Genomic DNA, 18,367 nt, shown 5'->3' with positions numbered 1-18,367 from the left:
GACGTCGTCGGCCACGGCCTGCACGCCGCCGCCACCATGGGCCGACTACGCACAGCCGTCCTCAACTTCGCCGCCCTCGACCTGCCCCCGGACGAACTGCTCGCCCGCCTCGACGAACTGGTCTCCCGGCTCGACCAAGGCGAACCCGTCGAGGACGACAAGACGAGGGCGGTCACGGGCGCCACCTGCCTGTACGTGATCTACGACCCGGTCTCCGGACACTGCGTCATGGCGCGGGCGGGCCACCCGCCGCCCGCCCTGGTCCGCCCCGACGGCAGCGTGGAGTTCGTCGACCTGCCCGCCGGGCCGCCGCTCGGCGTGGGCGGCCTGCCCTTCGAGACCACCGAACTCCAGCTGGCACCCGGCACCGCACTGGTCCTCTACACCGACGGACTCGTCACCGGCCGCGAGCGCGACCTGGAGAACGGACTCGCCGCGCTGCGCCGCTCCCTGGCACAGGCCCATGCCGACGGGTCCCCGGAGGAGACCTGCCGGGCCGTGTCCGACGCGCTGGTCCCGCCGCAGCCGAACGACGACATCGCCCTGCTCGTCGCCCGCACGCGCCTGTTCGGGCCCGACCAGGTGGCCACCTGGGACGTGCCGTACGACTTCGCCGCCGTCTCCCGCATCCGCAACGCATGCGGCGACCAGCTGACCGCCTGGGGCCTGGAGGAACTGACCTTCACCGCCGAGCTGATCCTCAGCGAGCTGATCACCAACGCCCTCCGCTACGGCGCCGAGCCGATCCGCGTGCGCATGCTGCGCGACACCAGCCTGGTCTGCGAGGTCTTCGACGCCGGCAGCACCGCCCCGCACCTGCGCTACGCCGCCATCATGGACGAGGGTGGCCGGGGCCTGTTCCTGGTGGCCCAGCTCGCCGAGCGGTGGGGAACCAGGTACACGGCCCGCGGCAAGGTCATCTGGGCCGAGCAGCCGCTGACCGCACCCGGGTACCGGTTCGAGGCGATGCTGCTGTAGCGCCTGCGTGGTGGAGGTGGTCCTGGGCGCTGGTGTGGTCGCCGAGCCGGGCGAGGATCACGCCCCTGATCAGGCGGCGCGGGGAGGGCGGTGGCGCCGGGTGACCACCAGGATGGCCATGTCGTCGCCGCGTTCGCCCCCGGTCCAGTGACCGACGTCTTCGGTGAGGGCATCCACCACCGCATCGGGGTCACTGAACAGCCTGCGCATGCGCTCCGAGGCGAGCGGATCGTAGAAAGCCCCCCGCTTGTTCCGCGCCTCGGTGACGCCGTCGGTCACCAGCAGCAGCGAGGACCCCGAGACCGGGTGGGGGAAACGTAACCCGGGGGCGCGATGCACTGCCGTCGGGCGTAATGGAAGGACCTGCCCTGGCGGATCGTGCCGGGTTGTCGGGATTGATCAAGTCGGGGCCGAGTGCCCGCGACGGGAGTATGACGGCGGTGAGCAAGGATGAGCGGTGAGCGGCCGTCCGGAGCAGCGGGACCCGACCGGTCGGAGGGGCACGGCGAACACCTGCTGGGCGTGCTGCTCGATCAGTCCCATGAGCTGCCGCCCCAGCTGATCGCTCCGCTGGTCGCCGACGCGGTGCGCGGGCTCGGCGGCCGCGACCCGGCGCTCCTGCTGCAGGACTACGGCCAGGTCGTGCTGGCTCCGCTTCCGGGGCCGGGGTTGGCCGGAGGGGAGCCGGTGCCGATCGACGGCTCCCTCGCGGGTGCGGCCTTCCTGCGCGGTGTTCCCGTCGAGGAACCGCAGGCCGACGGGGTGCGGGTGTACCTGCCGTTGTTGGACGGCGGCGACGGGGAGGGGGTTCTGGCCCTCACGCTGGATGCCGTCGATGAGGACGATCGGCGGCTGCTGCGGCGCTTCGCCGCCCTGGTCACGGATCTGCTGATCACCAAGAGCGGCTACACCGACCGGATCTTCCAGGCCCGGCGCCTCGAACCGATGAGCGTGGCGGCGGAGATCCAGTGGTCTTTGCTGCCACCGCTCTCGATGGCCGTTCCCCGGGTCGCCGTGGCCGGCATCCTCGAACCCGCCTACCAGGTGGCCGGCGACAGCTTCGACTACGCGCTCAACGACGACCTCCTGCACGTGGCCACGATCGACGCCATGGGCCACGGGCTGGACGCCGCCACCATGGCGACCGTCGCCATCGGCGCGTATCGGCACGCCCGGCGAGCCGACATCGGACTGGCCGAGATCTACGCCTTCATGGACCGGGCCGTCGCCGAGCAGTTCGGGCCCGATCACTTCGTGACCGCGCAGATGATGCGCCTGGACACCGGGACCGGCCACCTCCAGTGGGTCAACGCCGGTCATCCTCAGCCGCTGCTGATCCGCGACCACGTCGTCGTCGAGCGGCTGGAGAGCGCCACCACCCTGCCGGTCGGGTTCGGCGGCGAACAGCCGGTGATCAGCGAGCGGGTGCTGCGGCACGGTGACCGGGTCCTGTGCTTCACCGACGGCCTGGTCGAGGAGCGCGAGGCCGGCGGGGAGCAGTTCGGGGAGGAACAGCTCATCGACTGGGTCAACCGCGTCGAACGCTCACAGGACGGGGTACGGGCCGTGGTGCGCGCGCTCTCCCACGTCCTGAAGGACAAGCGGGGCGGGCGTACGAGCGACGACGCCACCCTGTTCCTGATCGAGTGGCGCTGAGACACCCGCACCCCCGCCGCGGCCCTCCTGACCGGCCGGACCGGCCCGGCGCGGGCGGAGTACCGTGGGGATATCGGGGCGGCCAGCCGCCGCTCCCCCGTGGTCGGCCCTTGCTCAGCGGGGTTGGCCTGCGTCCGCGGATAGGTGGCGAGCATGTCGGACGAAACCGGTGCCGCGCTTCCGGGACTGCTGCCGGACCGGTTCCGGCAGACCGCGAAGCCGGGGACGGTCCTGCTGCGCCTGGAGACCACGCAGTCGCGCGAGGGTGTGCTCGACGGCGCGTGGTGGCCGCGTTCACGGGACGTCGGTGTCGAACTGCCTGGCCTGGTCCGCGCGTTGACCGAACACCTCGGCCCCCTGGTGAGCGTCGGGCTGGACGAGGAAGCCTGGGACGACGTGCCGGCCCGGCTGGTCGTCGACGGCCGGTCGGTGCACATCGACCGGTACCCGGTCGGTGACGACACGGTGATCGTCACACGGGGCGAGCGTGATCACTTCAGCCTGCTCGTCGTCCCCCCGCAGTCGAGCCGGGAGGCGGCCCTGGCCGCGATGGCACGCGCGATCGAGGCCGGCGGAAGCGACTCGGCACGGCAGATCCTCGTCGCCACCGGCATCGGCCCCCAGTCGCCGGGCGAAGAGTCCTGAGGGACGGCCTCGTGGGCCGGGTTCCTCGGGCAGACAGGAAGGGCGGGCCGGAGAGATGTCCGTCTACGTAAAACTCTCGGCCGACGCCCGGGCACCGGCGGAGCCGTCGAAGGGGCCGCTGGACCTGCAGTACGAGGATGGCGCGGAGGGGGTCACCTTCGAGTACGACCTGCATCCGAGTGGTGCGCTGCGTGTCCTGCGGGTCTTCGAGGACACGCCGCACCGCATCGAGGCGTGCTTCAGCCCTGGGGCGTGGCTCCAGGTCGTGGGCACCTACCTGCGAAGCGGCTCCGAGTACTGACGGGAGTACTGACGGCGATCCGCGGCCGCGGGCGAACCGCAGGGACGCCTCGGCCGCCGAGGCCCGGCCTGCGTCGCTCCGGCCGCACCGGTCGCACCGGTCGCTCCGGGCGGCGTCCACCGGTCGCGGTTGATCCGCCCCGCCCATACCGTCGTTCCGGGGGGATCGTCGGCACGGGAGGCCAGGATGCGGCGCTACCGATGGGCTCTGGAGACACAGGACGACGACGGCCACTGGTCCCCGCAGGACGGCGCTCCCATGCGGAATCCGCTGGAGTACGACGGGCCGCCCCAGCGGGCGGCCAACCACCTGCGGGAGGTGTTCGTGCGCACGCTCTCCCGGCCTGCTCCCGGCCCCCGGGCGATCAGGATCCGCCTCTGGGAAGGGGCCGACGCCGTCGGCCGGCCCCAGGCCGAAGCCGAATGGTCGCGCGAGTGACACACCCGGCCCCGCGGCCGTAGCGAGCGGCTCCCGTCCCGCCGACTACGCGGGTATGGGCCGGTGTCCGGCACGCGGCGGTGCCGGGCCGCTCAGCCGAGCAGGAGTTCTGCCGCCGGAGTGTGGTTCCCGGTCGCCGAGGCGCCGGCCATCGCCGAGGCGGCCGTCGCCGGGGCAGTGCCGGGCGGTACCACCAGCAGCAGGAAGTGGTCCTGGAACCCCCGGGTGACGCTGATCGTCGCGTCGCTGCCGGCGAACCAGTTGATCCTGATCGTCAGGCCGTTCGCCGCGAGGGACCGGGGTACACCGTCCCAGGCCGTGGTGTCGAGGCCGACCCGGACGATGCGCCCGAAGTGGGCGCCGAGCGCGGTGATCAGGTCCGGCAGTTCGGCGAGGACGTGGTTCGAGCGGGGCCACCAGGCCCCGTCGAAGATCCCGTCCCGCGACATCGTCGGCTCCAGTTCCAGGCGGGGCAGCAACGGGGTGCCGGGCACCGGCCACGGCCCGGAAGGAGAAGAGGTGGGGAAAGGAATCGGCATCATGCAGACCGCCCGTCCGGTCCGAGAGGGACCAATCACGACCCAGGGCGACGTCGGCGCTGATGCCGGTGTGCGGAATGTCCTCGGTTGTCTCCCACGGTACTCCGTCGCGGTCTCCCCCGGGCCGCCCGCCACGGGAGCAGGCCCGAAGAGATTCAGGGCATCCCGCATTCCGGTACCCGTTCCGGCTTCGTTCCGGCTTCGTTCCGGCTTCATTCCGGGTGAAGGACAGCCCGGCAGCCCCAGCCCCAGCCCCAGCCCCAGCCCCGAGCCGGCAGCCGGAGACGGGAACGGTGAACGCCGTGCCCACTCACTCCCCGCAGTCGGCACGGCCCGGCCACGGCCTCACGGTCGCCGACGCCATGGAACCCTGCGACCACCAGATAGCCGACGACAGCACCGTCGACCAGGCGCACCGACTTCGGCGAACTTCTGCGGAGCGGCGCTGGGGCCCGGTCCGCCGGGCGCCCGCGCCGCGACAACTCGACGCCCCCACCGGCCCTGACGGGTTCTAGGCGGGGGCGTCGGGCGTTCCGGGCCCGTTCCGGGCCGTCGGCCCAAGTGATGCGCGTCACTTCGGGAGGTTCGGTGCAGCAGGATGCGGTGAGGGGCCGTCATGGGTGCGGGAACGCTGAAGGAGGAGAACATGAGTGCATCGGCGGGCGGCTGGTGAGGCTGGGCAGGCGCGGCGGGGACACCCGGCGGATCGACTTCGTCGAGTTCGTCCAGCAGCGCTCTGCGGCACTGTTCCGGACCGCCTACATCCTGACTGGAAGTCAGGACAGTGCGGAGGACCTGCTGCAGGAGGCGCTGGAGAAGGCGTGCCGGCACTGGAACCGGGTGGCCGTCGCGGACTCGCCGGAGGCCTACGTGCGCCGGATCGTGGTCAACCTGGCCAACGACCGGTGGCGCAGACTCCGCCGGGCCGGTGAGCGCTCGGACCTCGCGGACCACGCCGACCCCCGTGACCCGTACCGGCTCGTGGACCTTCGCGACGAACTGGTACAGGCGCTCCATGCCCTGCCGATCGGTATGCGCACCGTCGTGGTGCTGCACTACCTGAATGACATGGGTGACCAGGAGATCGCCGAGACACTCCGGATCTCACCCTCCGCCGTGCGCTCGCAACTCGCCCGCGGGCTGGCCAAACTGCGCACCGCGGTGCCCCGGTCCGAACCGCCCGCGCCCGTACCGGACGACGGCCGGCCCACTCCTCTGCCCCAGTTCGAAGGTGCGTGATGACCTCGTTCCCGCCCGACGGCCACCTCGGCTCCACCCCGGACCCCGACCTGAGAGAGGCACTGATCCAGGCCATGGACAACTTCGCGAACGACGCACACCCCCCCGCGTTCGACGGCACCGCCATCCTGCGCCGCACCCGCCGTCGGCGCGGACTGCTCGCGGTCACGGCATCGGCGGCCGCCATCGTCCTGACCGCGGGCACCGCCTTCGCCCTGCACGGCTCCGACCAGCCCCCGGTCCGGAACACCGCCGCCGCGCCCGTAGCCTCCGCGACACCCTCGCCCGCGCCGCCGGAGCCGGCCTCCACCGCTTCCCCCGCCCCCGACACCTCAGCCACCGCTTCCCCCGAGGCTCCGATGGGAAGTGCCACGCCCTCTCCCGGCACCCGCACCGAACCGGCGCCCGGCGCCCCCTCCGTTACCGTCCCCGCAGTCCTCGGCATGCCCCAGGCCCAGGCCGAGAAGGCCCTCGCGGAAGTCGGACTGAAGATCGAGCACGTCCAGAACTTCACTGACTGGAAGACCCCGGCCGGCGCGGTGATCAGCAGCGAGCCCAGGCCCGGCACCGCCGTCGCCCCGGGCACCGCCGTCACCCTTTTCGTCTCGAAAGGGAAGCCCTGACGTCACGGGCCCCGAACCGGCGGAAAGAGCCCGCACCCCTGCCCCCGCTCACGCAGGATCCGGTTACCTCGTGGAGGCCGAGCAGTGGTAGCGCCCGGTATCCAGCTCGCGGGCCCGGATCTGCCCCGGGCGCTCGGGGTCGAGACGTGTGGGAGGCGGGTGCTGGGTGCCGTCACCCGGCGAGCAACCCAGACAGATCACCTGCCGGTGATCGTTATGGCGATTTCCGCATGGCGGCCGCGGCCTGTCGCCTCAGCTGGCTAGCCAGCCAGCCAGCCAGCACCTGCCCGGCCGCAGCGCGGAACGCGTGCGCGACGCCCCCGTGGCCACCGTCCAGACCCCGCCCGGCCACGCGCGACGCTCTCTCACCTGGGACCAGGGAGCCGAGATGGCCGCACACGGCTCGTTCCCCGTCGCTGTTGACATGCCGGTCTACTTCTGCGACCCCGGCGAGGCCAGGGGGAGATTTATCCCGACGTGTTCGAAATGAATGAGACCAATAACTGAGACCAGGAAACGACGAAGGCCCCGACCGGAACCCGGTCGGGGCCAACGTTTGCCCTGGCGGGCAGAGGCGGAGGATACGAGATCCGAGCTCGTGAGGGGTCGCGGGCGATGCTGCCGCCGAAGACGGCCCGAGGAGCGGTCCTTCCTCAACCGGAGCGGGTCACGACGTGGGACGTCCCGATGACCTCCCCCTTCGCGTTCAGCGCCCTCACCTGGAAGTACGGTCCCGGGTTGTCCGTCGTGACGGCCGTCTCGAAGCCGGTCCGGTCGGCGTGGTCGACGACCACCGACAGGGAACGGGCGTCCGGTCCGGCGAGCACCTGCCACGCTCTGGTCTCCGTTGAGCCGTTCCAGGAGGCGTAGACGGTGCTCCGCCCGCCGCTGCCGCCGCGCGCCGCCGCACTGGGCGGATACCACGGCTTGCCGACCCACTCGTGGCGGAACGCCCGGTACGAGATGTCGGAGCCCGGCATCATGGCGTCGTAGAGCAGGTTCTTCGAGCCGTCGCCCTCGGTGTTCCCGGCACCCCTGTACTCCGAGTAGTACGACTCCTGCCCCCACCCGACGAACTCGTTGCCGTTGGTGAGCGCCTGGGTGTCTCCCTGGGACGCGGCGTACAACACCGGTGCGTGGTAGTAGGTCCGCGCCGCGGTCGCGCGGTGGTTGGGGAAGTCGAGGTTGAGGATCAGGCCGTGTGACTGCTGTTCGGGGGTGCCGTCCGGCTGGTTGCAGCAGCCGTCGTCGAACATGCTGATCCGGTTTCCCGGCCGGAACCGGGCGTGGTGCTGCCAGTAGAAGTCTGCGTTCGGGCCGAAGCTGAAGTCGCTTCTCTTGCCACCGAGTTGCCAGCGGATGTCGCCTGTCTGCCGCGCGACGTCGTAGACCGCCCAGAGGTTTCGGGCCGAGATCAGCAGCTGGCCGTCGGGGCCCTCGTCGATCGAGTTCACGTGATAGGCGTCCCACACCCCGCCGGACGAGGACGCCGAGGAGGCCGACACCTCGGAGTCCGCCGGGTTCACGTGGTCCAGGACGTCCCACGAGAAGACGAGTTTCCCGGTCGCGAGATCGACCTCCTGGACCTCACTGTCCTCGATGGCTCCGTTCTTCGGCCCCCCGTACGGGGTGAGGTCCATCGGGACCGGCTTGGACGCGATGAACAGCGCGGTCCCCCGGCGTGTCAGGAGGAACTCGTGGAAGTCCGGGTAGAAGCCGTGCCGGGCGAAGACCGTCCTGAGCAGGCGGTAGTGGTCGTCGTAGATGTAGTAGCAGCCTCCCGGCTCGGGGGCGCCGCCGGGCAGGTTGGTGTAATACGGGGGAATCGCGATGGTTCCCTGCCAGAACGTCAGCACCGGTTGTGTGACGCCGGTCCGGGGGTTGTGGTACGTCTGCACCCGGAAGTCGCCGTTCTCGAGGTTCGCGACGGGAAGCGGGCGGAACCAGACCGGATCGCCGGAGTCTTCGAGCATCAGCGCCCCGGTCTGGCCGACCGGCTGGGTGAGGTTGTACGGGGCGACGAAGACGTCCCCCGGGGCCGTGCCCGGTTGTCGCGTGGTCACGGTGACCCGCATGGGATGCAGCTTCGGCGCGGACGCGAAGCTCCACACATCGCTGCCGGAGGTGATCGGCGCCGGTACGCTCGTCGCCGGCGGGGCGGGCTGGGTCGCGCACCGGGCACGGTCCCATCCCATCAGGTCGGATGCTGCGGACGTGCCTGCCCCTAGCGAACCGAGTGCCCCAGCCGTCACCATCACCGTCGCGGCTGCCATCCAGCGGTGCCAGGCACCCATAGCTGCAGGCACGTCCCTCCTCCTTCTGCTGCTCACCCGCGTGGAAGCGGGGCGATGCCCGCATGGCCTTGGCCGTCCTGCCCGGAAGCGGCGGGAAGCCGGCGCCCCACACGAGGTTGTACGGGCCTGCGGCATCCGCCTCGGAGGCCCTCACCCTCGGTGACCGGTATGGCCCACAGATGGCACCCGAACAGGCCAGACGGCCGGCCGGCGGCCGAGCGGTCCCGCTCGGTCGGCTGGGTGACGCCCCGGGGTGGCTTCATCCGGCAGGTGGTCAAGGGCGCCGACGGGGACGGCTCACAGGCCCCCGAAAAGGCCGACTGAGACGGAAACTGAGACGGGACACGACGAAGGCCCCGACCGGAACCCGGTCGGGGCCTTCGTTTGCCCTGGCGGGCGGAGGCGGAGGATACGAGATTCGAACTCGTGAGGGGTTGCCCCCAACACGCTTTCCAAGCGTGCGCCCTAGGCCTCTAGGCGAATCCTCCGTGGGAGAGCTTAGTACATGTTTTGGGGTGCTCGCGACCAGCTATCCCGCAGGCCGGAGGCGGGGGTGGCCTGTGGATCGTCGGGGCCGGGATCCGGTAGTGTGGGGCTCAGCCCCTCGTGTGGCGTCATCTCTCTGAACCCCCCCAGGGCCGGAAGGCAGCAAGGGTAGGAGGGCTCTGGCGGGTGCACGGGGGGTCTTTGCGTTCCCCGGGCCATGCGGGTTCGGCCGAAGCGGGGGCTGGGGGTGAAGGGGCGACGCGTTTGTCGGTCCGTCCCGATATCGTCGGTGGTGTGTCCCTAGCCCTGTACCGCCGCTACCGCCCCGAGACCTTCGCGGAGGTCATCGGGCAGGAGCACGTGACCGCTCCGCTCCAGCAGGCCCTGCGCAACAACAGGGTCAACCACGCGTACCTGTTCAGCGGGCCGCGCGGCTGTGGCAAGACGACGAGCGCGCGCATCCTGGCCCGCTGTCTGAACTGTGAGCAGGGGCCGACGCCGACGCCCTGCGGGGAGTGCCAGTCCTGTCGGGACCTCGCGACCGGCGGGCCCGGCTCGATCGACGTGATCGAGATCGACGCGGCCTCGCACGGTGGTGTGGACGACGCGCGCGAGCTGCGCGAGCGGGCCTTCTTCGCGCCGGTGCACAGCCGGTACAAGATCTTCATCCTGGACGAGGCGCACATGGTGACCTCGGCCGGGTTCAACGCGCTGCTCAAGGTGGTCGAGGAGCCGCCGGAGCACCTCAAGTTCATCTTCGCGACCACCGAGCCGGAGAAGGTGATCGGGACGATCCGGTCCCGGACCCACCACTACCCGTTCCGGCTGGTCCCGCCCGGCACGCTGCGCGACTACCTGGCGGACGTCTGCCGCCGCGAGGACATCCAGGTCGAGGACCCGGTGTTCCCGCTGGTGGTACGGGCCGGCGCCGGCTCGGTGCGTGACTCGATGTCGGTCATGGACCAGCTGCTGGCCGGTGCCGGGGACGACGGCGTCACCTACCAGATGGCGACCGCGCTGCTCGGGTACACGGACTCCGCGCTGCTGGACGAGGTGGTGGACGCCTTCGCCGTGCACGACGGGGCGACGGTGTTCCAGGTGATCGACCGGGTGGTCGAGGGCGGGCACGACCCGCGCCGCTTCGTCACCGACCTGCTGGAGCGGCTGCGCGACCTGGTGATCCTCGCCACGGTGCCGGACGCGGGGGAGAAGGGGCTGCTCGACGCCCCGGCGGACCGGGTCGCGGTGATGCAGGCGCAGGCGGACGCGTTCGGCGCGGCCGAGCTGAGCCGGGCGGCGGACATCGTCAACACCGGGCTGACCGAGATGCGCGGCAACGCGGCGCCCCGGCTGCAGCTGGAGCTGATCTGCGCCCGGGTGATGCTGCCGGGCGCGTACAGCGACGAGCTGTCGCTGCAGGCGCGTCTGGACAAGCTGGAGCGGCGGGCGGCGGCCGGTGGGTTCGCCGCGGCGGCGGGAGTGGCGCCGATGGCTCCCACGGCCGCGCCGATGGCCGCTCCGGTGGGCGTCCCGTCGATGGAGGCGCCCGCGCCCGTCGCGGCCCCGGCCCCGGCCCCGGTGGGGGCAGAGGCCGTCGCGCCGCCGGTGGCCGCCCCCGTGCAGCCCGCCCCTGTGCAGCCCGCCCCCGTGCAGGCCTCGCCGACCCCGGCCCCCGCCGGGCCCGCGCCGGGCGCCTGGCCGATCCCGCGCAGCTTCCCGCCCGCGGGAGGCACCCCGGCCCCCGCCGCGTCTCCCGCGTCGCAGCCGCAGGCCGCCCCGGCTCCCGCGCCCGTCGCGGCCCCGGCCCCGGCCCCCGTGCCCACGCCCGCCCCCGCGGTGGCCGCCCCCGGCGGTCAGCCGTCCGCGGCCGCGCAGCAGGGCGCCGCGCAGGTCCGGCAGCTGTGGCCGCAGATCCTGGAGGCGGTGAAGAACCGCCGCCGCTTCACCTGGATCCTGCTCAGCCAGAACGGCCAGGTGGCCGGGTTCGACGGCAGCGTGCTCCAGGTGTCGTTCATCAACGCCGGCGCCCGGGACAGCTTCGTCGGCAGCAACAGCGACGACGTGCTGCGCCAGGCGTTGGCCGACGCGCTGGGCGTGGACTGGCGGATCGAGTGCATCGTCGACCCGTCCGGCGGTGCCGGCGCGGCCCCGAGCGCCGCCCCGGCCGGTGGCGGCTGGGGGGCCCCGGCCCGTCCGGCGGCCGCCGCGCCGCCGATGGCCGCCCCCGCCCCCGCGCCGGCCCCGGCGCCGGTCCAGCAGGCTCCCGCTCCGGTGCGGCCCCAGCCCCAGGCGCCGGCCCCCGCTCCGGTGCAGGCCCCGCCGCCCGCGGCGGTGCCGCAGGCCCGTCCGGTGCATTCGGTGGCCCCGGAGGACGACATCCCGGAGGAGGACGACCCGGACCTCAACGAGGAGGCGTTCTCCGGTCAGGAGCTGATCATCCGCGAGCTGGGTGCCACGGTGCTGGAGGAGATCCACCACCGCGGCAACTGAGCGGGCCCCGGGCCCGTAGGCTCGGCGGTGACGAACGACGAACCGCATGACAGCAAGGAGTGAGCCGTGTTCCCCGGTGGTGGTCAGCCCAACATGCAGCAGCTGCTCAAGCAGGCGCAGAAGATGCAGGAAGAGCTCGCCAAGGCCCAGCAGGAGCTGGCCGAGGCGAAGGTGAACGGTACGGCGGGCGGCGGCCTGGTCGAGGCCACCGTGACCGGCTCCGGTGAGCTGGTGGCGCTGACCATCGCCCCGGCCGCCGTCGACCCGGAGGACACCGAGACCCTGGCCGACCTGATCCTGGCGGCCGTTCGGGACGCCAACCAGGCCGCCCAGAAGATGCAGGCCGAGCGGATGGGCCCGCTCACCCAGGGTCTGGGCGGCGGCATCCCCGGCCTGCCGTTCTGATCTGACGCAGGTCAGCGCCACAGGTCGGCGCCGCAGGTCAGCGTCGCAGGTCAGGGCACAGGCGGGGCAGAGGCAGAGCACGGGCCAGGGCGCCGATCAGCGCCCGGTCTGTACAGCAGACGGTCTGGAGTTCACGCGACAGACCCATGTGATTTCTGTGGGAGTCGGGCGTCGGGCGGTGTGTCCGGCGCCCGATTCGTTGGATGATGGCACCGGAGCACCACCGACCATTCGAGGGAAGGCGCGACGTGTACGAGGGCGTGGTTCAGGACCTGATCGACGAACTGGGCAGGCTGCCCGGCGTCGGGCCCAAGAGCGCGCAGCGGATCGCCTTCCACGTGCTGCAGGCCGACCCGACGGACGTGCGCCGCCTCGCGCACGCGCTGCTGGAGGTCAAGGACAAGGTCCGCTTCTGCGTGGTCTGCGGCAACGTCGCGGAGGCCGAGCAGTGCCGGGTCTGCCTGGACCCGCGCCGCGACCTCGGCGTCATCTGCGTGGTCGAGGAGCCCAAGGACGTCGTCGCCATCGAGCGCACCCGTGAGTTCCGCGGCCGCTACCACGTGCTGGGCGGCGCGATCAGCCCCATCGAGGGCGTCGGCCCGGACGACCTGCGCATCCGCGAGCTGCTGTCGCGCCTCGCCGACGGCACGGTCACCGAGCTGATCCTGGCCACCGACCCCAACCTGGAGGGGGAGGCGACCGCCACCTATCTGGCCCGGCTCTGCAAGCCGATGGGCCTGAAGGTGACCCGCCTGGCGAGCGGACTGCCCGTCGGCGGGGACCTGGAGTACGCGGACGAGGTCACCCTCGGCCGCGCCTTCGAAGGGAGACGACTGCTCGATGTCTGACCGGACGATCAACCAGCAGCCCCACGGGGAGCCCGAGACCCACGCCCCGCACACCCACGGCCACGGCTCGGAGCCGGACGACTTCGCCGTGCAGATCGCCGACTCGGTGGAGAGCTTCGTGCTCGCCGTCACCGAGGTCGCCAAGGGCGACGAACCGGGCAGCGTGGTCTCGCTGCTGCTCCTGGAGGTCTCCCAGCTGCTGCTGGCCGGCGGCCGGCTGGGCGCCATCGAGGACGTCGTCCCCGAGGACCGCTTCGAGCCCGACGCCGGTCCCGAGCCGGACGGCGAGCAGCTGCGTGAGCGCCTCGCCGCGCTGCTCGCGCCGATCGACGTCTACCACGAGGTCTTCGACCCGTACGGCCCGCCGGAGAAGCCGAACGCCTTCCGGATCTCGGACGACCTGGCCGGCGTGGTCAGCGAGCTCCAGCACGGCCTGACCCACTACCGCGAGGGCCGGGTCAGCGAGGCGCTGTGGTGGTGGCAGTTCTCGTACCTCTCCAACTGGGGCACGACCTGTACCGCGGTGCTGCGGGCGCTGCAGTCGCTGATCGCCCACGTCCGGCTGGACAGCCCGATCGGCGCGGTGCCCGACGGTGCGGACACCGACGACGACGGCCTCACCGACGAGCAGCTGGAGCAGCAGGCCGGCGATCTGATGGCGGCCGAGCTCGGTCTCGGGCGGTAACCGTCCGGGCGGTGGACCGCGGCGGACATGTGACGAATGCCTCAGCCATCCGCCCGGAAAATAAATCCGGTCGCGGCGGCGTCCATTCGTCCGACGATTCTTCGGAACCGCGCCGAATGCCCCGCAGACCTGCCGGCGGCACCCCGCCCGTGGTCGCTCACGTGCTGAAACGGCCGTCTCATCATATGGAAAGCACCAGTCAGGGCACCCCTGCTCGGTAGACTGACGCAGACCGCACCCCCCTCTCACCCGGGGGGTACGGGGGCCTGGCGCCCCCGGAAAACGACACAAGTCGAGGAGCGCACGTGGGCCTTGTCGTGCAGAAGTACGGCGGCTCATCCGTTGCGGATGCCGAAGGCATCAAGCGCGTGGCCCGTCGAATCGTTGACGCCAAGAAGGCCGGCCATGAGGTCGTCGTCGTGGTGTCCGCGATGGGCGACACGACGGACGAGCTCATCGAACTCGCGGAGCAGGTGTCACCGCTTCCTGCCGGCCGTGAGTTCGACATGCTGCTGACCGCTGGAGAGCGCATCTCCATGGCGCTGCTGGCCATGGCGATCAAATCCCTGGGTCACGAGGCCCAGTCCTTCACGGGCAGTCAGGCCGGTGTCATCACCGACTCCGTCCACAACAAGGCGCGCATCATCGACGTGACGCCGGGTCGCATCCGCACCGCCCTGGACGAGGGCAACATCGCGATCGTGGCCGGTTTCCAGGGCGTGTCCCAGAGCAGCAAGGACATCACCACGCTGGGCCGCGGCGGCTCGGACACCACGGCCGTCGCCCTCGCGGCGGCGCTCAAGGCCGAGGTCTGCGAGATCTACACCGACGTGGACGGCGTGTTCACCGCCGACCCGCGCGTGGTGAAGAAGGCCCGCAAGATCGACTGGATCGCGTACGAGGACATGCTGGAGCTGGCCTCGTCCGGTTCCAAGGTGCTGCTCGACCGCTGTGTGGAGTACGCCCGCCGCTACAACATCCCGATTCACGTACGCTCGTCCTTCTCGGGTCTTCCCGGGACGATCGTCAGCAACGACAACCCGAACAAGCCCGAAGGGGGCGAGATGGAGCAGGCCATCATCTCCGGAGTCGCCCACGACACCTCCGAGGCCAAGGTCACGGTCGTCGGCGTGCCCGACAAGCCGGGCGAGGCGGCGCGCATCTTCCGCGCCATCGCCGACGCCGAGGTCAACATCGACATGGTGGTGCAGAACGTCTCCGCCGCGTCGACCGGCCTGACCGACATCTCCTTCACCCTGCCCAAGACCGAGGGCCAGAAGGCCATCGACGCGCTCGGCCGGGTCAAGGAGGGCATCGGCTACGAGTCGCTGCGCTACGACGACGCGATCGGCAAGATCTCGCTGGTCGGCGCCGGCATGCGCTCCAACCCGGGCGTCACCGCGACCTTCTTCGAGGCGCTGTCCGCCGCGGGCGTGAACATCGAGCTGATCTCCACCTCGGAGATCCGCATCTCGGTGGTCACCCGCGCCGACGACGTGTCGGAGGCGGTCCGCGCCGTGCACAGCGCCTTCGGCCTGGACAGCGAGTCGGACGAGGCCGTCGTCTACGGCGGCACCGGGCGATGACCCGGAAGCCGGGCGGGGGCTCCGGGCGATGACCCGGCGTCCGAACCTCGCCGTCGTCGGCGCCACCGGCGCGGTCGGCGAGGTGCTGCTCGGCCTGCTCTCCCTCCGTCAGGACATCTGGGGCGAGATCCGGCTCGTCGCCTCCCCGCGATCGGCCGGCCGCGCGCCGGTCGTGCGCGGGGAGGCGGTCGGGGTCGTCCCGCTGACGGAGGAGGCCTTCGCCGGGATCGACGTCGCCGTGTTCGCCGTCCCCGACCAGGTGTCCGCCCAGTGGGCGCCGATCGCGGCGGCCAAGGGCGTCGTGGTGGTCGACGACTCGGCCGTCTTCCGTACCAGCGGGGACGTGCCGCTGGTCGTCCCCGAGGTCAACGCGGCCGCGCTGCGGATCCGTCCGCGCGGCATCGTGGCCAGCCCGGCCGGCACCACGCTCGCGCTGGTCGCGGCGGTCGGCGCGCTGCACGCCGAGTACGGGTTGGAGCAGCTGGTCGTCGCCACCTACCAGGCCGCCAGCGGTGAGGGCCGTGAGGGCGTCGCCGCGCTGCGCGAGCAGACCGCGCTGGTGGCCGGCACCGAGGTCGGCCGGCAGACCGGCGACCTGCGCGCCGTGATCGCCGACGAGGGGCCGTTCGCCGCCCCGCTCGTCCTCAACGCCGTGCCCTGGACCGGCGGCCTGCGCGAGGGCGGCTGGTCCGCCCAGGAGCTGGGCCTGCGCGACGAGGCCCGCAAGATCCTCGGCCTGCCCGCCCTGAGGGTCTCCGCGACCTGCGTGCGCGTCCCGGTGGTGCGCACCCACGCGCTGGCCGTGCACGCCCGCTTCGAACGCGAGGTCAGCCAGGAGCACGCGCACGACATCCTGCGCGAGACGCCCGGTGTGGTCCTCTACGACGACCCGGCGGCCGGGGAGTTCCCGACGCCGAACGACGTGGTCGGCACCGACCCGGTCTGGGTCGGGCGGGTGCGCCGGGCGCTGGACGAGCCGGACGCGCTCGACCTCTTCCTCTGCGGCGACAACCTGCGCAAGGGCGCCGCGCTGAACCTGCTGCAGATCGCCGAGCTGGTGGCCCGTGAGCTGACGGCGGGGGAGGAACGGGCTCTCGACACCCCGGACGGGCCATCGGAGCCCCGGACCTGAGGGCCCCTTGTGCCCGGGGATGTCCGCACCTGTGTCCGCTCCTCGACACAATCTGTCCGGAATCCCGTGGGAATCCCCTGGAGGCCTCTTCCGCCGATGCGGAAGAATGGCCCCCGGGCTGGGCAACCATGACAGGGGATCGAGTGTCCAACGGGCGTGGCGAACGTGATGGTGGGGGCAAGGGCGGGCATCCCGGCGAGAGCCGCGGTGGCCTTCCCCTCGCGCGCCCCGTGGTCTTCGAGTAGGCCGGAAGACGACCAGATGACGGCGGCCGCACCCGGTGCGGCGGACTCCGGTGCGGGTACCGACGCGGGTACCAGCGAGGACCTGCTCACCGAGACCTACCAGGCGCACTACCGCTCGCTGCTGCGGCTTGCCGCGCTGCTCCTGGACGACCTCTCCACCTGTGAGGACGTCGTGCAGGAGGCCTTCATCCGGGTGCACGCCGCCCGGCGCCGGGTGCGCGAACCCGAGAAGACCCTGGCCTACCTGCGGCAGACCGTGGTGAACCTGTCGCGCTCCACGCTGCGCCGCCGCATCCTCGGCCTGCGACTGCTACCGAAGCCCATGCCTGACATGGCCAGTGCAGAAGAAGGTGCCTACGATGCCTTGGAGCGCGACCAGTTGAAGGCCGCGCTGCGGGGTCTGCAACGCCGTCAGCGGGAGGTTCTGGTGCTGCGTTACTTCGTGGACATGACGGAGGCGCAGGTCGCCGAGACCCTGGGCATCTCGCTCGGCTCCGTGAAGGCCTACGGATCACGCGGACTCGCCGCCCTCCGGACCCAGATGGAGGCCGGACATGGCTGACGGCGCCTGGCAGCGGCCCGGGGACGACGACCTCTCGGGTCTCTCCTCCGAGGAGCGGGCACTGCGTGAGCTGATGCACCACGCGGTGGCCGGGATCCAGCCCGAGTCCGGCGCCCTGCCCCGCATCCGTCAGGCCGTACCCCGGCGCCGGGCCGCCCGGCGCGGGGCCTGGACCGGCGCGGCGGCACTGGCCCTGACCGTCGCGATCGCCCTGCCCGTCCTGCACGACGGGGACCACCTCGGGCTCTCCGGCGGGCCCGGCTCGGCCGAGGTCCAGGGTCCGGCCCCCACCGCCCCCGGCGGCAGGACGGCCGACGGGGCCGTGGGCACCGGTGCGGCCGTGCACACCGGCCCGAGCGGCACCGGGGACACCGCGCCCTCCTCGGGCACCGCCTCCGCGTCGCCCAGCCCCGGCGTGGACACCACCCGGCCGGGCCTCACCCCCACCCCCACCGGGACCCCCGGAACCGGGGACGGCGGGATCATCCCGCTCTGCACCCGGACGGACCTCGGACAGGGCACCGCGCAGGTCGGTGCGGCGGACGGGCAGGGGCGGATCTACGGCTCCTTCACCGTCTACAACGTCTCCGGGCGCAGCTGCCGCCTCGGCGGACCGGGCGCGGTGGCCGTCACCGCGGTCAGCGGTGCCGACCGCAGCCGGGTCCGTACGGCCGACCACACCCCCGGCGACCCGGCGGGCAGCCTGCCCGCGATGGACATCGAGCCGCCCGTACTGGCGCCGCAGGCCGGGTACCGGGTGCCGTTCGCGTGGATCCCCGACCAGAGCTGCGGCTCCGGCGACACCGCGACCAGCGCGCCCACCGGCGCCAACCAGGTGGGCCTGACCACCCAGGCCCCCGCCGCAGCCTCGGACGCCCCCGCCTCCGGCAACTCGGCGGCCCCGAGCTCCAACCCGCAGGCCAGCACGACGCCCACCTCCGGTCCCACCCCGGCGCCCAGCCCGACCGCCACCCCGACCGGCAGCCCCACCACCGGCCCGGCCACCGCCACCATCGCCCACACCCCGGCCCCGGGCAGCCCGGTGGCCGCGACGGCCTCGCTGCCGGTCGCCTGCGGGGGGACGCTCTACCGGGGCGGCGTGCAGTCAGCGGGCGGGGCGGTCGCCCCGCCGTCGGGGACGCCGGCGGCGGGCTGAGGGGGCGCTCCCGGGCTCAGCTTCCCGGGCTCAGCTTCTCGGGCCTCCCGCGTCGCCCG

The 18,367-nt window shown here is 72.3% G+C and carries 19 protein-coding genes, 1 tRNA gene, 1 other RNA gene and 1 pseudogene; 18 read left to right on the top strand and 4 right to left on the bottom strand.

Going from position 1 to position 18,367, the window contains the following annotated elements; translation table 11 throughout:
* Positions 1-978 (top strand): SpoIIE family protein phosphatase (locus ACZ3UD_RS22410; protein WP_465590310.1); only part of this gene is annotated, 978 nt, incomplete at its 5' end.
* Positions 979-1,047: 69 nt separating this feature from the next.
* On the opposite strand, the gene ACZ3UD_RS22405 is transcribed toward ACZ3UD_RS22410, so the two are convergent.
* On the bottom strand, positions 1,048-1,317 hold the full coding sequence (locus ACZ3UD_RS22405) for a SpoIIE family protein phosphatase (protein ID WP_465590307.1): 270 nt from the start codon (positions 1,315-1,317) through the stop codon (positions 1,048-1,050).
* Positions 1,318-1,428: 111 nt separating this feature from the next.
* Between ACZ3UD_RS22405 and ACZ3UD_RS22400 the strand changes: the two genes are divergently transcribed.
* The 4 genes from ACZ3UD_RS22400 to ACZ3UD_RS22385 all read left to right on the top strand — a co-directional run bounded on the left by ACZ3UD_RS22400 (position 1,429) and on the right by ACZ3UD_RS22385 (position 4,018).
* Entirely contained in the window at positions 1,429-2,634 is a 1,206-nt protein-coding gene (locus tag ACZ3UD_RS22400) for a PP2C family protein-serine/threonine phosphatase (RefSeq protein ID WP_465590303.1), read from the top strand.
* Positions 2,635-2,787: 153 nt separating this feature from the next.
* Entirely contained in the window at positions 2,788-3,279 is a 492-nt protein-coding gene (locus ACZ3UD_RS22395) for a DUF5994 family protein (RefSeq protein ID WP_465590300.1), read from the top strand.
* Positions 3,280-3,334: 55 nt separating this feature from the next.
* Positions 3,335-3,580 (top strand): hypothetical protein, encoded by a 246-nt coding sequence (locus ACZ3UD_RS22390; protein WP_465590298.1) that lies wholly within the window; start codon positions 3,335-3,337, stop codon positions 3,578-3,580.
* 186 nt (positions 3,581-3,766) lie between these two features.
* Positions 3,767-4,018: a hypothetical protein gene (locus ACZ3UD_RS22385; protein WP_465590295.1), complete on the top strand. Its 252-nt coding sequence runs from the start codon at positions 3,767-3,769 to the stop codon at positions 4,016-4,018.
* A gap of 92 nt (positions 4,019-4,110) precedes the next feature.
* On the opposite strand, the gene ACZ3UD_RS22380 is transcribed toward ACZ3UD_RS22385, so the two are convergent.
* Positions 4,111-4,560, bottom strand: coding sequence for a DUF5994 family protein (locus tag ACZ3UD_RS22380; protein ID WP_465590292.1), 450 nt, complete (start codon positions 4,558-4,560; stop codon positions 4,111-4,113).
* Between the two features lie 299 nt (positions 4,561-4,859).
* Between ACZ3UD_RS22380 and ACZ3UD_RS22375 the strand changes: the two genes are divergently transcribed.
* The 4 genes and pseudogenes from ACZ3UD_RS22375 to ACZ3UD_RS22360 form a co-directional block, all read left to right on the top strand.
* Entirely contained in the window at positions 4,860-5,072 is a 213-nt protein-coding gene (locus ACZ3UD_RS22375) for a hypothetical protein (protein WP_465590289.1), read from the top strand.
* Positions 5,073-5,262: 190 nt separating this feature from the next.
* Entirely contained in the window at positions 5,263-5,796 is a 534-nt protein-coding gene (locus ACZ3UD_RS22370; RefSeq protein WP_465590330.1) for a SigE family RNA polymerase sigma factor, read from the top strand.
* Entirely contained in the window at positions 5,796-6,419 is a 624-nt protein-coding gene (locus tag ACZ3UD_RS22365; RefSeq protein ID WP_465590286.1) for a PASTA domain-containing protein, read from the top strand. The genes ACZ3UD_RS22370 and ACZ3UD_RS22365 overlap by 1 nt, the downstream gene beginning before the upstream one ends.
* A 280-nt stretch (positions 6,420-6,699) precedes the next feature.
* Positions 6,700-6,867 (top strand): annotated as a pseudogene (locus ACZ3UD_RS22360) (IS30 family transposase); the annotation flags it as partial.
* Between the two features lie 205 nt (positions 6,868-7,072).
* Here the strand turns inward: ACZ3UD_RS22360 and ACZ3UD_RS22355 are convergent.
* Both ACZ3UD_RS22355 and ACZ3UD_RS22350 read right to left on the bottom strand, forming a co-directional pair.
* The gene (locus tag ACZ3UD_RS22355; RefSeq protein WP_465590283.1) at positions 7,073-8,494 is read right to left on the bottom strand and encodes an arylsulfotransferase family protein; all 1,422 of its coding nucleotides are present in this window, start codon (positions 8,492-8,494) and stop codon (positions 7,073-7,075) included.
* Between the two features lie 622 nt (positions 8,495-9,116).
* A tRNA-Ser gene (locus ACZ3UD_RS22350) sits at positions 9,117-9,201 on the bottom strand.
* A 107-nt stretch (positions 9,202-9,308) separates the two neighbouring features.
* Between ACZ3UD_RS22350 and ffs the strand changes: the two genes are divergently transcribed.
* From ffs to ACZ3UD_RS22305, 9 genes are all read left to right on the top strand, one after another.
* Positions 9,309-9,405: signal recognition particle sRNA small type (ffs, locus tag ACZ3UD_RS22345), an RNA gene on the top strand.
* A gap of 88 nt (positions 9,406-9,493) precedes the next feature.
* On the top strand, positions 9,494-11,689 hold the full coding sequence (locus ACZ3UD_RS22340; protein WP_465590280.1) for a DNA polymerase III subunit gamma and tau: 2,196 nt from the start codon (positions 9,494-9,496) through the stop codon (positions 11,687-11,689).
* A 66-nt stretch (positions 11,690-11,755) separates the two neighbouring features.
* The gene (locus ACZ3UD_RS22335) at positions 11,756-12,094 is read left to right on the top strand and encodes a YbaB/EbfC family nucleoid-associated protein (RefSeq protein ID WP_380612906.1); all 339 of its coding nucleotides are present in this window, start codon (positions 11,756-11,758) and stop codon (positions 12,092-12,094) included.
* A gap of 248 nt (positions 12,095-12,342) precedes the next feature.
* Positions 12,343-12,942, top strand: a complete 600-nt coding sequence (gene recR / locus ACZ3UD_RS22330; RefSeq protein ID WP_355668740.1) for a recombination mediator RecR — start codon at positions 12,343-12,345, stop codon at positions 12,940-12,942.
* Positions 12,935-13,627 (top strand): DUF5063 domain-containing protein, encoded by a 693-nt coding sequence (locus tag ACZ3UD_RS22325; RefSeq protein WP_465590275.1) that lies wholly within the window; start codon positions 12,935-12,937, stop codon positions 13,625-13,627. Before recR ends, ACZ3UD_RS22325 begins: the two co-directional genes overlap by 8 nt.
* 305 nt (positions 13,628-13,932) lie before the next feature.
* Positions 13,933-15,213, top strand: a complete 1,281-nt coding sequence (locus tag ACZ3UD_RS22320) for an aspartate kinase (protein WP_465590272.1) — start codon at positions 13,933-13,935, stop codon at positions 15,211-15,213.
* A gap of 28 nt (positions 15,214-15,241) precedes the next feature.
* Positions 15,242-16,345 (top strand): aspartate-semialdehyde dehydrogenase, encoded by a 1,104-nt coding sequence (locus ACZ3UD_RS22315; protein WP_465590269.1) that lies wholly within the window; start codon positions 15,242-15,244, stop codon positions 16,343-16,345.
* 168 nt (positions 16,346-16,513) lie between these two features.
* A complete protein-coding gene (locus tag ACZ3UD_RS22310; protein WP_393037994.1) occupies positions 16,514-17,152 on the top strand; it encodes a SigE family RNA polymerase sigma factor in 639 nt (212 codons plus the stop codon).
* A complete protein-coding gene (locus tag ACZ3UD_RS22305; RefSeq protein ID WP_465590265.1) occupies positions 17,145-18,308 on the top strand; it encodes a hypothetical protein in 1,164 nt (387 codons plus the stop codon). Before ACZ3UD_RS22310 ends, ACZ3UD_RS22305 begins: the two co-directional genes overlap by 8 nt.
* Positions 18,309-18,367 lie beyond the last annotated feature (59 nt).

Source organism: Kitasatospora sp. NPDC023118 (assembly GCF_055560875.1).
The sequence above is the reverse complement of the archived record's forward strand: the minus strand, read 5'-3'. Positions and strand labels throughout refer to the sequence as shown.